Annotated in this window: 9 protein-coding genes, 3 tRNA genes and 3 rRNA genes; 6 read left to right on the top strand and 9 right to left on the bottom strand. The window is 62.6% G+C overall.

The features are described from left to right. Window positions 1–19 precede the first annotated feature (19 nt). Window positions 20–154, top strand: a complete 135-nt coding sequence (locus tag ACWPV3_RS06005) for a hypothetical protein (RefSeq protein ID WP_453977208.1) — start codon at window positions 20–22, stop codon at window positions 152–154. An 81-nt stretch (window positions 155–235) separates the two neighbouring features. On the opposite strand, the gene ACWPV3_RS06000 is transcribed toward ACWPV3_RS06005, so the two are convergent. After that, window positions 236–487: a DUF2171 domain-containing protein gene (locus ACWPV3_RS06000; protein ID WP_292089439.1), complete on the bottom strand. Its 252-nt coding sequence runs from the start codon at window positions 485–487 to the stop codon at window positions 236–238. Window positions 488–792: 305 nt separating this feature from the next. Here ACWPV3_RS06000 and ACWPV3_RS05995 point away from each other — a divergent pair, with 305 nt between their 5' ends. Continuing rightward, window positions 793–915: a hypothetical protein gene (locus ACWPV3_RS05995; protein WP_453977207.1), complete on the top strand. Its 123-nt coding sequence runs from the start codon at window positions 793–795 to the stop codon at window positions 913–915. A gap of 171 nt (window positions 916–1,086) precedes the next feature. On the opposite strand, the gene ACWPV3_RS05990 is transcribed toward ACWPV3_RS05995, so the two are convergent. From ACWPV3_RS05990 to ACWPV3_RS05955, 8 genes are all read right to left on the bottom strand, one after another. Next, window positions 1,087–1,163: transfer RNA gene (locus ACWPV3_RS05990), tRNA-Met, on the bottom strand. Window positions 1,164–1,246: 83 nt separating this feature from the next. Next, window positions 1,247–1,361: ribosomal RNA gene (rrf, locus tag ACWPV3_RS05985) — 5S ribosomal RNA — on the bottom strand. A gap of 88 nt (window positions 1,362–1,449) precedes the next feature. Next, window positions 1,450–4,219 (bottom strand): 23S ribosomal RNA (locus ACWPV3_RS05980). Between the two features lie 233 nt (window positions 4,220–4,452). Then, window positions 4,453–4,528 (bottom strand) — tRNA-Ala (locus tag ACWPV3_RS05975). A gap of 58 nt (window positions 4,529–4,586) precedes the next feature. After that, window positions 4,587–4,663: transfer RNA gene (locus tag ACWPV3_RS05970), tRNA-Ile, on the bottom strand. A gap of 170 nt (window positions 4,664–4,833) precedes the next feature. Further along, window positions 4,834–6,288, bottom strand: a 16S ribosomal RNA gene (locus ACWPV3_RS05965). Together the 16S, 23S and 5S rRNA genes with 3 tRNA genes alongside form the textbook arrangement of a ribosomal RNA operon. Before the next feature lie 632 nt (window positions 6,289–6,920). Further along, window positions 6,921–7,349 carry a CBS domain-containing protein gene (locus ACWPV3_RS05960; RefSeq protein ID WP_292089294.1) on the bottom strand — a complete coding sequence of 143 codons (429 nt, stop codon included), beginning with the start codon at window positions 7,347–7,349 and terminating at the stop codon, window positions 6,921–6,923. A gap of 95 nt (window positions 7,350–7,444) precedes the next feature. Then, window positions 7,445–8,101 carry a rhomboid family intramembrane serine protease gene (locus ACWPV3_RS05955; protein ID WP_313453060.1) on the bottom strand — a complete coding sequence of 219 codons (657 nt, stop codon included), beginning with the start codon at window positions 8,099–8,101 and terminating at the stop codon, window positions 7,445–7,447. A gap of 120 nt (window positions 8,102–8,221) precedes the next feature. Between ACWPV3_RS05955 and hfaA the strand changes: the two genes are divergently transcribed. The 4 genes from hfaA (at window position 8,222) to ACWPV3_RS05935 (ending at window position 13,899) form a co-directional block, all read left to right on the top strand. Next, window positions 8,222–8,671 (top strand): holdfast anchoring protein HfaA, encoded by a 450-nt coding sequence (hfaA, locus tag ACWPV3_RS05950; RefSeq protein WP_453977206.1) that lies wholly within the window; start codon window positions 8,222–8,224, stop codon window positions 8,669–8,671. After that, window positions 8,668–9,684 (top strand): holdfast anchoring protein HfaB, encoded by a 1,017-nt coding sequence (gene hfaB / locus ACWPV3_RS05945; RefSeq protein WP_453977205.1) that lies wholly within the window; start codon window positions 8,668–8,670, stop codon window positions 9,682–9,684. Before hfaA ends, hfaB begins: the two co-directional genes overlap by 4 nt. Beyond that, window positions 9,611–10,873 (top strand): holdfast anchor protein HfaD, encoded by a 1,263-nt coding sequence (hfaD, locus tag ACWPV3_RS05940; RefSeq protein WP_453977204.1) that lies wholly within the window; start codon window positions 9,611–9,613, stop codon window positions 10,871–10,873. Before hfaB ends, hfaD begins: the two co-directional genes overlap by 74 nt. 125 nt (window positions 10,874–10,998) lie before the next feature. Further along, a complete protein-coding gene (locus tag ACWPV3_RS05935) occupies window positions 10,999–13,899 on the top strand; it encodes a M16 family metallopeptidase (RefSeq protein WP_453977203.1) in 2,901 nt (966 codons plus the stop codon). Window positions 13,900–13,979: the final 80 nt, after the last annotated feature.

Genomic DNA, 13,979 nt, shown 5'->3' with positions numbered 1-13,979 from the left:
TCCGTGGGCGCTAGTCCATGTGCCGACAGCCGTGGCCGTCGGCGGCGACCGCCTCGACCACGCCAGGCGGCGACAGATCCTGGGCGGCTTCGCCGTCGAACCGCCGGTCGTCCGGATGAGCGATCCCGGCAAGGGCGCGCCATGGCGGACGTAGAGGCCGATACCGGGCTTCTTGGCTTTGATGTACAGGTCGTACGTCTCCATCCTCGAACCTCGGCTTCGGCCTCTCAGCCGCTTAAAGTTCGACCGGACGGCCGGACTTTTCTTCCTCCAGGGTCACGGCGATGTCGGCGTTGGCGGACAGCCGCACCTTGTCGCCTTCGACCCCGGCGACGAAGCCGGTCTCGATATAGTGGTGGTGGTCGGTATGGACGCCCGAATTATCGCGCTTGGTCAGCTTGATGCGGTCGCCTTCGACGCGGTCCACCGTACCGACATGGACGCCGTCGGCGCCGATCACTTCCATGCCTTCCTTGATCTCGCTCATCATCGCTTCTCCTGTTGTGCGGATGTGGTGTTCAATTCTCCGGGACAGCAAAGGTTGCGCGGCCGACAGACCCCGACGCCTCGCCTAGTCGCCGACAGTATTGCGCGGCCCCGCTCGGGACGGTCAATGGACAAGATGTCCGGAAAAGGCTGTCCCTTGCTCGGGACACGGCGCTGGGCGTGGCTTAAGCGAGGGGCGTGATCGTGTGAAAGTCGCTGGAGTGGAAGATCAAAGGCATCGCGCCGCCAACAAGGCCCAGGAAGAACTCTACGCCTCGATCAAGGCCAATGGCGGAACGCACAAATATGTCGACCGCATGCAGACCCCGTCAGGAACTGTGCGACACCATCGGCCTGCACCAGTTCGAGGAACTCGACGCCTCGATCATCAAGACCATCGTCCCGCAGGGCACGCCGCAAGAGGGCTGAGCCGCCCCCTTATCCGTATTAAACGCCCGCCCGCGTCAAACGCGCTCAAATCAGTCGAATCCCCGGCCAACGTTGGTGCTATCGGATCAGGCGATCCCGGCTGGCTTTAACTGGGTCTGAGGGAGTCTCAGGAAACAGAAAACCCCACAGGGGGAACCTGTGGGGTATCACTGGGTGCGGGAGTAGGATTTGAACCTACGACCTTCAGGTTATGAGCCTGACGAGCTACCGGGCTGCTCCATCCCGCGGCAAGTGGGTTGGATCGGAAGGAAGAGAGTGTTCGAGAAGTCCGGATTTGGCTTTTGTCTTCATTTCGTTGTCCGCCTGGTAGACCCGGCGGCGACCTACTCTCCCGCGCCTTAAGACGAAGTACCATTGGCTCTGGAGGGCTTAACGACCGAGTTCGGAATGGGATCGGGTGGGGAACCTCCGACATAGCCACCAGGTCAACGAGGCGGACAGCGGAATGAAGAGAAGACATTGTCTGTGATCGTTCGGTTCAAGGAACGATCATCGAATGAGTTTTGCTGAGAAACGATCAAACCGATCGGATTATTAGTACCAGTAAGCTTCATGGGTCGCCCCACTTCCACACCTGGCCTATCAACGTGGTAGTCTTCCACGATCCTCAGCGAAGCCTTGTTTTGAGGTTAGTTTCCCGCTTAGATGCTTTCAGCGGTTATCTATTCCATACTTAGCTACCCTGCTGCACAGCTGGCGCCATGACAGGTACACCAGAGGTATGTCCATCCCGGTCCTCTCGTACTAGGGACAGATCCTCTCAAGCTTCGAACACCCACGGCAGATAGGGACCAAACTGTCTCACGACGTTCTGAACCCAGCTCACGTACCACTTTAAATGGCGAACAGCCATACCCTTGGGACCTGCTCCAGCCCCAGGATGTGATGAGCCGACATCGAGGTGCCAAACTTTGCCGTCGATATGGACTCTTGGGCAAAATCAGCCTGTTATCCCTAGAGTACCTTTTATCCGTTGAGCGATGGCCCTTCCACTCGGGACCACCGGATCACTATGGCCGACTTTCGTCTCTGCTCGACTTGTCAGTCTCGCAGTCAGGCGAGCTTATGCCATTGCACTCGACGAGCGATTTCCGACCGCTCTGAGCTCACCATCGCGCGCCTCCGTTACACTTTGGGAGGCGACCGCCCCAGTCAAACTACCCACCACGCCATGTCCCGGGACCGGATAACGGCCCTCGGTTAGACGTCAACGACAGTAAGGGTGGTATTTCAAGGACGACTCCACCAGAGCTGGCGCCCCGGTTTCATAGTCTCCCACCTATCCTACACATACGGTCGCTAACGCCAAGGCGAAGCTATAGTAAAGGTTCATAGGGTCTTTCCGTCTGACCGCGGGAACCCCGCATCTTCACGGGGAATTCAATTTCACTGAGCCTATGGAGACAGTGGGGAAGTCGTTACGCCATTCGTGCAGGTCGGAACTTACCCGACAAGGAATTTCGCTACCTTAGGACCGTTATAGTTACGGCCGCCGTTTACCTGGGCTTCAGTTCGGAGCTTTCACTCCTCCTTTAACCTTCAGGCACCGGGCAGGCGTCAGACCCTATACGTCGCATTGCTGCTTCGCAGAGCCCTGTGTTTTTGCTAAACAGTCGCTACCCCTGGCTTGTGCCACTCAGTCCTGCTTGCGCAGGGTGAGTCACGCTTATTCCGAAGTTACGCGTGCAATTTGCCGAGTTCCTTCAGCATAGTTCTCTCAAACGCCTTGGTATGCTCTACCTGACCACCTGTGTCGGTTTCGGGTACGGTCTCTGCTGGAGTTATTTCCTGGGACAACGCCCCCGCACACACAATCCAATAAGTGGGTACGAGTTATGCCATCCGTCACTTCCAGCTGGTGCAGGAATATTTACCTGCTTCCCATCGACTACGCTTTTCAGCCTCGCCTTAGGGGCCGACTAACCCTGCGCAGATTAGCTTTACGCAGGAACCCTTGGTCTTTCGGCGAGAGTGTCTCTCACACTCTTATCGTTACTCATGTCAGCATTCTCACTTCCGATACCTCCAGCCAGGCTCACGCCTGACCTTCACCGGCCTACGGAACGCTCCGCTACCGCTTGCAGTAAACTGCAAACCCATATCTTCGGCGAACGGCTTGAGCCCCGTTACATTTTCCGCGCAGGATCGCTTGATCAGTGAGCTGTTACGCTTTCTTTAAAGGATGGCTGCTTCTAAGCCAACCTCCTGATTGTCAAAGCAATCCCACATCGTTTCCCACTTAGCCGTTACTTGGGGGCCTTAGATGATGGTTAGGGTTGTTTCCCTTTTCACGACGGACGTTAGCACCCGCCGTGTGTCTGCCCGATAGTTCTCTTGGGTATTCGGAGTTTGGTTAGTATTGGTACCGCTCGCGCAGCCCGCAACCATCCAGTGCTCTACCCCCAAGGAATTCGTCGGACGCTCTACCTAAATAGATTTCGCGGAGAACCAGCTATGTCCAGGTTTGATTGGCCTTTCACCCCTATCCACAAGTCATCCCAGAATTTTTCAACATTCACGGGTTCGGTCCTCCAGTTAGTGTTACCTAACCTTCAACCTGCTCATGGATAGATCACCTGGTTTCGGGTCGTCATACGTCGAACTTAGCGCCCTATTCAGACTCGCTTTCGCTGCGCCTACACCTAACGGCTTAAGCTTGCTCGACACATGAAGTCGCTGACCCATTATACAAAAGGTACGCCGTCACCTCGCGTGGAGGCTCCGACTGCTTGTAGGCTTCCGATTTCAGGATCTGTTTCACTCCCCTTGTCGGGGTGCTTTTCACCTTTCCCTCACGGTACTTGTTCACTATCGGTCGTAGAGGAGTACTTAGGCTTGGAGGGTGGTCCCCCATGTTCAGACAGGATTTCACGTGTCCCGCCCTACTCGAGTCTCTTGCTATTTGATGACTACGGGCTTTCACCCACTATGGCCGACCTTTCCAGATCGTTCGTCTTTATTTCACAAGAGCACTGGCCTGGTCCCGGTTCGCTCGCCACTACTACGGGAGTCTCGGTTGATGTCCTTTCCTCCGGGTACTGAGATGTTTCAGTTCCCCGGGTTCGCTTAATGAAGCCTATGTATTCAGCTCATTATACCTTTCAACAATCCGCCAATCGCTGCTCTGAAGAGCAGAGTTGGAAGACTGTAAAGGTGGGTTCCCCATTCGGAAATAACCGGATCAAAGGGTGCTAGCGCCTCCCCGGTTCTTATCGCAGCTTGCCACGTCCTTCATCGCCTCTCTACGCCAAGGCATCCGTCAGAAGCCCTTCAACGTTTGATCGTTTCTCAGCAAAACTCATGCTTGGATGGCTCTACCGACTGGAAAGATGCTTAAGCAGATCCAAGCCTGATTTTTGTCAGACAATGTCTTCTTCTCGAACATGACCTAAAAGCTCAGGGGAGCCGGTCCTATTCTTCCTTCACGATGTCAATGCCAGTCGGCGAGCGCCGACGGGCAATTCCTGATGCGATCTGCGAGCTTTGGCGGGGTGCGCCACCGCATTCAAAGCGGCCTGGTGGAGCCAGACGGAGTCGAACCGACGACATCCTGCTTGCAAAGCAGGCGCTCTACCAACTGAGCTATGGCCCCTTCTCAGGGTCAAGCCAGGAGAGCTGTCGACGAACCGTCCAGATGGATCCTAGAGGGCTGGTAGGCCCGGGCAGACTCGAACTGCCGACCTTACGCTTATCAGGCGTACGCTCTAACCACCTGAGCTACGGGCCTAGGGCAGCGCGACAGCCAGGAGTTCCAGGCTCGCGATCGCGTCACCAATGCAACGACCCGTATGGTCGAGGCGTCGATGACGAAAGTGGAAAGAGAAACGGAGACGGCGGCGTCCCGCCGTTTGTTTGGAGCCTCAATAGCCTCGTGAGAGACTGGAGAAGCATCCTTAGAAAGGAGGTGATCCAGCCGCAGGTTCCCTACGGCTACCTTGTTACGACTTCACCCCAGTCGCTGACCCTACCGTGGTCGCCTGCCTCCTTGCGGTCAGCGCAGCGCCTTCGGGTAGAACCAACTCCCATGGTGTGACGGGCGGTGTGTACAAGGCCCGGGAACGTATTCACCGCGGCATGCTGATCCGCGATTACTAGCGATTCCAACTTCATGCCCTCGAGTTGCAGAGGACAATCCGAACTGAGACGACTTTTAAGGATTAACCCTCTGTAGTCGCCATTGTAGCACGTGTGTAGCCCACCCTGTAAGGGCCATGAGGACTTGACGTCATCCCCACCTTCCTCCGGCTTAGCACCGGCAGTCCCATTAGAGTTCCCAACTAAATGATGGCAACTAATGGCGAGGGTTGCGCTCGTTGCGGGACTTAACCCAACATCTCACGACACGAGCTGACGACAGCCATGCAGCACCTGTGTCCCAGTCTCCGAAGAGAAAGCCACATCTCTGTGGCGGTCCGGGCATGTCAAAAGGTGGTAAGGTTCTGCGCGTTGCTTCGAATTAAACCACATGCTCCACCGCTTGTGCGGCCCCCGTCAATTCCTTTGAGTTTTAATCTTGCGACCGTACTCCCCAGGCGGATTGCTTAATGCGTTAGCTGCGTCACCGAAATGCATGCATCCCGACAACTAGCAATCATCGTTTACGGCGTGGACTACCAGGGTATCTAATCCTGTTTGCTCCCCACGCTTTCGAGCCTCAGCGTCAGTAATGAGCCAGTGTGTCGCCTTCGCCACTGGTGTTCTTCCGAATATCTACGAATTTCACCTCTACACTCGGAGTTCCACACACCTCTCTCATACTCAAGACACCCAGTATCAAAGGCAATTCGAGGTTGAGCCCCGGGATTTCACCCCTGACTTAAATGTCCGCCTACGCTCCCTTTACGCCCAGTAATCCGAGCAACGCTAGCCCCCTTCGTATTACCGCGGCTGCTGGCACGAAGTTAGCCGGGGCTTCTTCTCCGGGTACCGTCATTATCGTCCCCGGTGAAAATTTTACAATCCTAAGACCTTCATCATTCACGCGGCATGGCTGCGTCAGGCTTTCGCCCATTGCGCAAGATTCCCCACTGCTGCCTCCCGTAGGAGTTTGGGCCGTGTCTCAGTCCCAATGTGGCTGATCATCCTCTCAGACCAGCTACTGATCGTCGCCTTGGTGGTCCATTACACCACCAACTAGCTAATCAGACGCGGGCCGCTCTAAAGGCGATAAATCTTTCCCCCGAAGGGCACATTCGGTATTAGCACAAGTTTCCCTGAGTTATTCCGAACCTAAAGGCACGTTCCCACGTGTTACTCACCCGTCCGCCACTAACTCCGAAGAGTTCGTTCGACTTGCATGTGTTAGGCCTGCCGCCAGCGTTCGCTCTGAGCCAGGATCAAACTCTCAGGTTGAGTTGACTTCTGACCTAAGCTTGAAGCCTACCGTAGTAGGCTTGGCATTAGTTCTACGTATTTTATTGACGAGTTCCCACGTCATCGATCCAAAGACCGACGCATGGTATCTTTTCAAAAAGACCGCAGATAGTCAGTGTCGTATGATAGCCTCGATGGACTATCGCAAGGACACCGCCGCCTGCGTTTCTCTTTCCAAATCAACAATGTCAAAGACCAGAACCGCTCCAGCGGCCCGACTTGTTTAGCGCCTCGTCGTCGGCGGAGGCGGCGATTTAGGGACCGCCGAACCTCTTGTCAACCGCTCTTTTCAGAGATTTCGCAAACCCGAAGAGCGAACCCTTCAAACCGCAAAAAACCGCCGGAGAAAACCAAGAGGCTTGCCCTTCACCAAACCGGCGATTCGATTGAAGCGCGGAAACTAAGGAAACCAACCCGGAAAAGCAAGAGGTTTTTCTCCCTCCCCCTCTCCCCAAAACCCCGGAAACCGCAGTCCCCAAAGCCCAAAAGGCCAGCCCGTCTCCGAGCGAGGCAGCCCTATACGGACACCCGGTTTTGGCAGCAAGGGGATTCTGAAACTTTGACGAAAAAACTGACGGAACCGGAATCCTTGAGCCGCCCCAAAATCTCGTTCAGCCGGCGGCGATATAGGTTCTGAGGCTTTCGGCCTCACGCGCGTGTTCGGCGATCTGGCATTTGACCACGTCCCCGATGGAGACCACCCCCACCAGCCGATCGTCCAGAAGCACGGGAAGATGGCGAATCCGCCGGTCGGTCATGCGGCTCATCAGCACCGACATCTCCTCACCCGGCTGGGCGAAGATCACCTGGGCCGACATATAGTCCGACACGGGGCGGGTCAGGGCGTCCTGGCCGTCGGCCGCCAGGGCCTTGACCACATCGCGTTCGGAAAAGACGCCCGCGACCCGCTCTCCCTCGCGGACGACCAGGGCGCCGACGCGCCGGTGTTCCAACTCCTTGCACGCCTGCGCCACCGTGATGTCGGGCGCGATGGAGAAGACGGCGTTTCCCTTGGTCTTGAGGATCTCGGCGACGAACATCGCGGCTCCTTCTCTCTATCTACAAGAGACGACCGCGGGGCCGGGATGGCGACAGGGCCGCTCACGACCGATGATCGCTCAGCCTGCGTCGGGAATCAAACGGTCGCGTCGCGTCCGAAGGTCCGTCCCAACGGCCCGATGGCGACCAGGCCGACGAGGAAGCCGACGGCGTGCGCCTCCCAGGCGATCTGCGCTCCGCCCAGGCCGGGGGCGAAGCCGATCAGGCCGGTGATCGCATTGACCGCCATCCAGGCCAGGGACATCGTCATCACGCGCCGGTCGAACAAGGGCAGCACCCGGCCATGTCCGCCCAGCAGGCGCGTCGCCGCCCCGATCAGGCCGAACACCGCGCCCGAGGCGCCGGCCACGCCGGCGGTCGAGCCCCAGTGGATCAGTCCATAGCCCAGGGCCGCCGCCGCGCCGCAGAAAACAAAGAACAGCAGAAAGACGCTGGAGCCGTATCGCGGCCCGAACTGGCGCGCGACCGGCGTGCCGAAGGCCAGGACGCCGACGGCGTTCATCGACACATGACCCCAGCCGCCGTGCACCAGCATATAGGTGAACAGGCCGCTCCACCGGCCCTGCTCCAGGTCCACCGGAACGAAGGCCATGCCCGCGCCCAGATCCGGCAGCCGCTCCTGAAAGAAGAACAGAACCGGCAGGGCCAGGGTGATCGCCACCACGGCCAGAGGCGCGTTGAACATCTTCTCGCGGGCGGGCGGGCCGTCGAATCGGGCGTGGGGATCGGACATGGGTTTCAAATGCGCAGGGCCTTCGTCCGCATCAAGCGGTTCTTAATAACCTTAATGCAGCATGGGGGTCGGATCGCGTCTTGGATCCGTGACGAGTATGCGCGCCAGGAGACCCCTCAGATGACCGCCAGAAGGCTGATTCCGCCCGCGGCGATTGCGTTCGCCGCCGGTCTGGCCGTCGTCGCGGCCCTGCCCGCCGCCGCCCAGTCAACCGGTTCGGGCGGCGCGGCGCGCTTCCAGCAGGGCTATGGCGGCGCGCGTTCGGCCGCCGCCGCCCCGACCACCGGCTCCACCCGCGACGCCAACGGCAACCGCCTGATCGTCAACGGCATCATCCAGGCCGGCGCCTCGTCCTATTCCAGCCAGTCCGACGGCGTGGCCTCGGCCTATTCCGGCGCGGGCTCCACACGCAACGGCGGCACGACCATCGGCGGCGCCACCGCCATCGGCAACCAGCTGAACGTGGTGGTTCAGGGCAGCCGCAACACCCTCATCGTCAATTCGACCCAGACCAACACCGGCGCGATCAACGCCGGCACGGCCCTGAACGGAAGCATCAACCTGCCATGAGCCGTCGTTCCCCTCTTCGCATCGCCGCCGCCGCGACGGCCGCCGCCCTGCTTCTGGCCGGCTGCGTCAGTCCGGTGGCGGGACCTTCGGGCCTCTACGCCTCGCCGATCGGCAATGCGCCGGTGACGTCCAACCCGACGCCCTATTCGACCGCCCTCTACTGCCTGGCCGACTACGCCCGGCGCTACAACCTGCCCTCGCCGCGCATGGCCGTGGGCCGGATCAGCGACTACACCGGCACGGTCTCGGCCGACGGCGGGCGTCAGATCACGGGCGGCGCCTCCTTGATGGCCAACTCGGCCCTGGCCAAGGCCGGGGCGCGGATCGTCGAACGCTACGACACCTCGGTGTCGGAGCTGGAGCTGCGCTACGCCAACAACAAGCTGATCGGCGACCAGGCGCCGGACGCCCAGAGCCCGGACGACACCCAGTATCGCCGCATCCTGGCCGGCCAGGTGCCCGGCTCGGACTTCTATATCGTCGGCGGAATCACCGAGGTGAACTACAACATCCGCTCGGGCGGTTTCGATCTGGCCGGGGGCGAGGTCGACAGCAACCGTCCCGGCTCGGGCCTGATCAACCACCGCGTCTATGTGATGAACATCGCCATGGACCTGCGCCTGGTGCAGACCACGACGCTGGAGGTGGTGGACGTCGTCTCCTACCAGAAACAGATCATCGGCCGCGAAATCTCGGCGGGCGTGTTCGACTTCCTGAACGGCAACGTCTTCGACCTGTCGGCCGGCACGGGCGGCATGGAGCCGGTCCAACTGGCGGTCCGCGCCCTGGTCGAACGCGCCACGGTCGAGTTCATGGCCAACCTCTATGGCGCGCCGGGCCCGGAAATCTGCCTGAACGCCGCCAACGACCCTCTCGGGGATTCCACGGTCGGACCGACCGGCGGCTACTACCCGGCCTATCCCACCCAGGACACGAACAATGGCCAGACTCGCGCCGATCCCTCTCGCTGGCATGATCGCCGCGACGGCGACGTTCGCCCTAGCCGCTACTGAGGCGAACGCCCAGACGACGCCGACCTGCCCGCCGGAAACCGGCTCGGCCTGCCGGATCGACCAGACCCAGACGGGCGAGGTGACGGGCGAGGTCAATCTGGACGTGGCCGTCGGTCAGTTGACCGTCTCCAACACGGCGACGGGCAATCGCGTGGTCGGCGGCATACAGTCGACCAGCGGCGCCATCGTCTCGCGCCACACCCTGACCGGGACGGTGTCGGCCGGCACGCCGATCAATCTGAACGGCGTCAGCGAAGGCTTCGTCGATTCGACCGCCCAGGCGGCGGGCAACCAGTTCCAGGTCTCCACCGACGGCGCGACCTTCGACGCCGACGTGGGCCAGTCGGCGCGCGGCGACAACGTCAGCGCCCGCACCAATCTGCACGGTCCCTCGACCCACATTCTTCAGGGCGGCCGGGTCGCCACCGGCGCGACGGCCAACGCCGTGGCCATGGGCGGCCCCTCCACCGTCCTGACCGGCCGCGTCGCCCAGGCCAGCCAGACGACCGTCTTCGCCGAGACGGTCGCCGACGTCCAATACGTCCCCGCGCCCCTGACCTTCTCGGCCGACGCCCAGGCCAATACGGCCCAGGCGGTCACGACCGGCGCATCCCATCAGGACCTGGTGATCAACCAGACCAACGCCCCCTCAACGGTCGAGGCGCGCACCAGCGTCTATGTCGACAACGCCTGGAACCTGGCGGGCCGGGCCAACGCCTCGGCCAACCGCGCCACGCTTCACAACAGCGGCGGCTCCATGATCGCCGATACGACCCAGGACAACCAGGGCCGGGTCCGCGCCTACACCCGCGTCCAGACCAACCTGCAAGGCGAGACGACGGCCGGCGCCCGCGCCGTGGCCAACGAGGTCGTCGCCGGCAACAACGACATCTATCTGAAGCTGGACAACACCCAGTTGAACTCGGGCGGGGTCGAGGCGACGGCCGAATATGTCGGGGTCAAGGGCTACGACAGCTATGTCAGCACCGAGGCCGCGGGCAACAGCGTCGTCGGCTACGCCTGCTCCCAGTGCGGGGGCGAGGTCAACGTCAACAACACCCAGGTCAACAACGGCTCGGTGTCCGCCACCGCCAACGTCAACATCGCCCAGCCCGGCCGCGCCGCCGTGGTCGGCTCCAACGCCGTGGGCAACACCGCGACCTTCTACATCTCGCGTCCTGGCGGCTGAGGCCGTCTTCGGGCGGCGTCGCCCGAAATGACGCGGACCGGCCAAGGCGTCTTGCCCCGGCGCCCCCCCTGGCCTAGTGCCGAATGTCCGCCCCATCGGGGGTTGCGGTCTTTCGGAGCTGGTTCATGCGTTCTGCGCGTCGTCTTCTTCTTGTCGCGGCCTCGGGCCTCGCCCTCGCCACGGGCCTGACCGCCGCCAGCGGCGCCGCCTTCGCCCTGACGCCCGCCGGTCAGACCGCCGCTTCGACCGCCGCCGTCGCCCCCTCCTCGCCCTGGGCCCAGGCCGCCAGCGACATTCCCGCCGATCCGGCCGTCCGCTTCGGCCAGTTGCCGAACGGCATGCGCTACGCCCTGATGCACAATGCGACGCCGCCGGGTCAGGCGTCGATCCGCCTGCGCATCGCCGCCGGTTCGCTGATGGAGCGCGACGACCAGAAGGGGCTGGCCCACTTCATGGAGCACATGGCCTTCAACGGCACCAAGGACATCCCCGAGAACGAGATGCTGCGCATCCTCGAACGGCTGGGCCTGGCCTTCGGCGCGGACACCAACGCCTTCACCAGCTTCGACCAGACGGCCTATTCGCTGGAACTGCCCAACACCAAGACCGAGACGGTCGAGACCTCGCTGCACGTCCTGCGCGAGATGATGTCCGACGCCCTGATGGCCCAGGCCGACATCGATTCCGAACGCGGCGTCATCGTGGGCGAGGAACGCACCCGCAACACGCCCCAGCAGCGCGTTCTCAAGACCCAGCTCGCCCTTCTGGCGCCGGGCCAGCGCCTATCCCAGCGCCTGCCCATTGGCGACCTGGACATCATCCGCACCGCCGAGCGCCAGCGCTTCGTGGACTTCTATGACGCCTATTACCGTCCGTCGCGCGCCACCCTGATCGCCGTGGGCGACTTCGACGTGGACGTGATGGAGCGCCAGGTGCGCGACGCCTTCGCTTCCTGGACGCCCAAGGCGCCGGACGGCCCCGAGCCGGACCTGGGACAGGTCGCCGTGCGCGGCCCCGAGACCAGCATCATCGTCGAACCGGGCATCCAGTCCTCGATCCAGATCAACTGGATCAAGGCGCCCGACCTGTCGCCCGACACGGTCGCCAAACGCACCCAGGCCCTGCGCCGCAGCCTGGGCCTGGCGGTGCTGAACCGTCGCCTGGGCGAGATGGCGCGCGCCGACAATCCGCCCTTCCTGGGCGCCGGCGCCGCCTATCAGTCCCTGTTCGACAGCCTGGACGCGGGCACCTTGGCCGTCTCCTTCAATCCCGGCGACTGGAAGAAGGCCCTGACGGCGACCGAGCAGGAAGCGCGCCGCCTCGCCCAGTACGGCGTCACCGCCGAGGAGCTGGAGCGGGAGATCACCCAGTATCGCACCGCGCTCCAGAACGCCGTCGCGACCGCCGCCACCCGCTCGACGTCCGCCCTGGCCGGCGGCCTTCTCAGCGACGTCAACGACAACGAGGTGTTCAACAGCCCGCAGGAAGGCCTGGCCCTGTTCGAACAGGGCGTGAAGGATCTGACGGTCGATCAGGTCAACGCCGCCGTTCGCCCGGTCTTCGAGGGCCAGGGTCCGCTGGTCCTGTTCACCAGCCCGGTTCCCGTCGAGGGCGGAGAAGCCGCCGTCACCGCCGCCCTTCAGGAATCACGTCAGACGGCGGTCGCCGCCCGCGCGGCCCAGGCCGCCCTGCAATGGCCCTATTCCGACTTCGGCGCGCCGGCCGTCCCCGCCGCCCGCACCGAGGTCGCCGACCTGGGCGCCACCCTGGTCCGCTTCCCCAACGGCGTGCTCCTGAACATCAAGCCGACCCAGTTCCGCGACGACCAGATTCTGGTCAGCGCCTCCACCGGCATCGGCGAGCTGGGCCTGCCGACCGATCGCGTCACCTCCATGGCCATGGCCGACACGGTCATGGGTCCGGGCGGCACGGGCAAGCTGAGCCTGGACGAGTTGAACCGCGCCCTGACCGGACACGTCTATAGCGCCAGCGTCAACCAGGGCACGGACTCCTACACCTTCTCGGGCGCGACCCGGCCCGAGGACCTGCAACTGGAGATGCAGGTTCTGGCCGCCTATCTGACCGATCCCGGCCTGCGCGCCGCCCCGTTCGAACAGACCAAGGCCGTCTTCCCGCAGATCCTGGCCCAGCTGGGCGCCACGCCGCGCGGCGTGTTCCAGCGGGACGCGACCGGCCTTCTGGCCTCGGGCGACAAGCGCGAGACGGTGCCGACCGCCGCAGAGGTCGCGGCCATGTCGATCGACGACATCCGCACCGGCGTTCGCGACGCCCTGGCCCACGGCCCGATCGAGATCACGGTCGTCGGCGACGTGGATGTGGACGCGGTCATCGCCGCCGTCGGCTCAACCTTCGGCGCCCTGCCCGCGCGCGGCCAGGCCCCGACGCCGGCGCCCGGTTCGGCGACCCGTCGTTTCCCGACCCCGACGGCGACGCCCGTGCGCCTGACCCACACGGGTCCGGCCGAACAGGCTCTGGGCTTCACCGCCTGGCCGACCACCGACCAGGTGGGCGACCGCACCACCGCCCGCCAGTTGGGCGTCCTGTCCGACGTGCTGCAGCTGCGACTGAACGACGAAATCCGCGAGAAGCAGGGCCTGGCCTATTCGCCGCGCGCGGCCTCCTCGTCCTCGGACGTCTTCCCCGGCTACGGCTATCTGTCGGTCACGGCCGAGGTGCCGCCCGAGGCCCTGCCCAAGCTGTTCGAGACGGTGGACGCCATCGCCGCCGATCTGCGCGACAAGCCCGTCAGCGCCGACGAACTGAACCGCGCCCGCCTGCCGGCGGTCGAGCGTCTGCGCCGAAGCATGGCCGACAACGGCTACTGGCTGACCCAGCTGTCGGAAGCCCAGTCCAAGCCGGAAAGCCTGGAGCAGACGCGCCGCCAGATCGCCGTGCTGGAGGCCGTCACCCCGGCCGACCTGCAACGCCTGGCCCAGCAGTATCTGAAACCCTCGACCGCCTGGCGCGCCGAGATCGTGTCGGACAAGGCGCCCGCCCAGCCCTGATCGGGCAAGAAAAAGGCCCCGGCTCGATCCGAGCCGGGGCCAGTCTTCAGGATCGTCGACGGAGAGCCGACGGTCCTTTT

This window comes from Brevundimonas sp. Marseille-Q4549 (assembly GCF_976940555.1).
Note: the sequence above shows the minus strand (reverse complement) of the source record. Positions and strands in the feature narration are given on the sequence as shown.

Bases quoted from the DNA above. Each gene is read 5' to 3' on its own strand.
- ACWPV3_RS06000 (WP_292089439.1), bottom strand. From the start codon at position 487: ATGAGCGAGATCAAGGAAGGCATGGAAGTGATCGGCGCCGACGGCGTC.
- ACWPV3_RS05995 (WP_453977207.1), top strand. From the start codon at position 793: ATGTCGACCGCATGCAGACCCCGTCAGGAACTGTGCGACACCATCGGC.
- ACWPV3_RS05960 (WP_292089294.1), bottom strand. From the start codon at position 7,349: ATGTTCGTCGCCGAGATCCTCAAGACCAAGGGAAACGCCGTCTTCTCC.
- ACWPV3_RS05955 (WP_313453060.1), bottom strand. From the start codon at position 8,101: ATGTCCGATCCCCACGCCCGATTCGACGGCCCGCCCGCCCGCGAGAAG.
- hfaA (WP_453977206.1), top strand. From the start codon at position 8,222: ATGACCGCCAGAAGGCTGATTCCGCCCGCGGCGATTGCGTTCGCCGCC.
- hfaB (WP_453977205.1), top strand. From the start codon at position 8,668: ATGAGCCGTCGTTCCCCTCTTCGCATCGCCGCCGCCGCGACGGCCGCC.
- hfaD (WP_453977204.1), top strand. From the start codon at position 9,611: ATGGCCAGACTCGCGCCGATCCCTCTCGCTGGCATGATCGCCGCGACG.
- ACWPV3_RS05935 (WP_453977203.1), top strand. From the start codon at position 10,999: ATGCGTTCTGCGCGTCGTCTTCTTCTTGTCGCGGCCTCGGGCCTCGCC.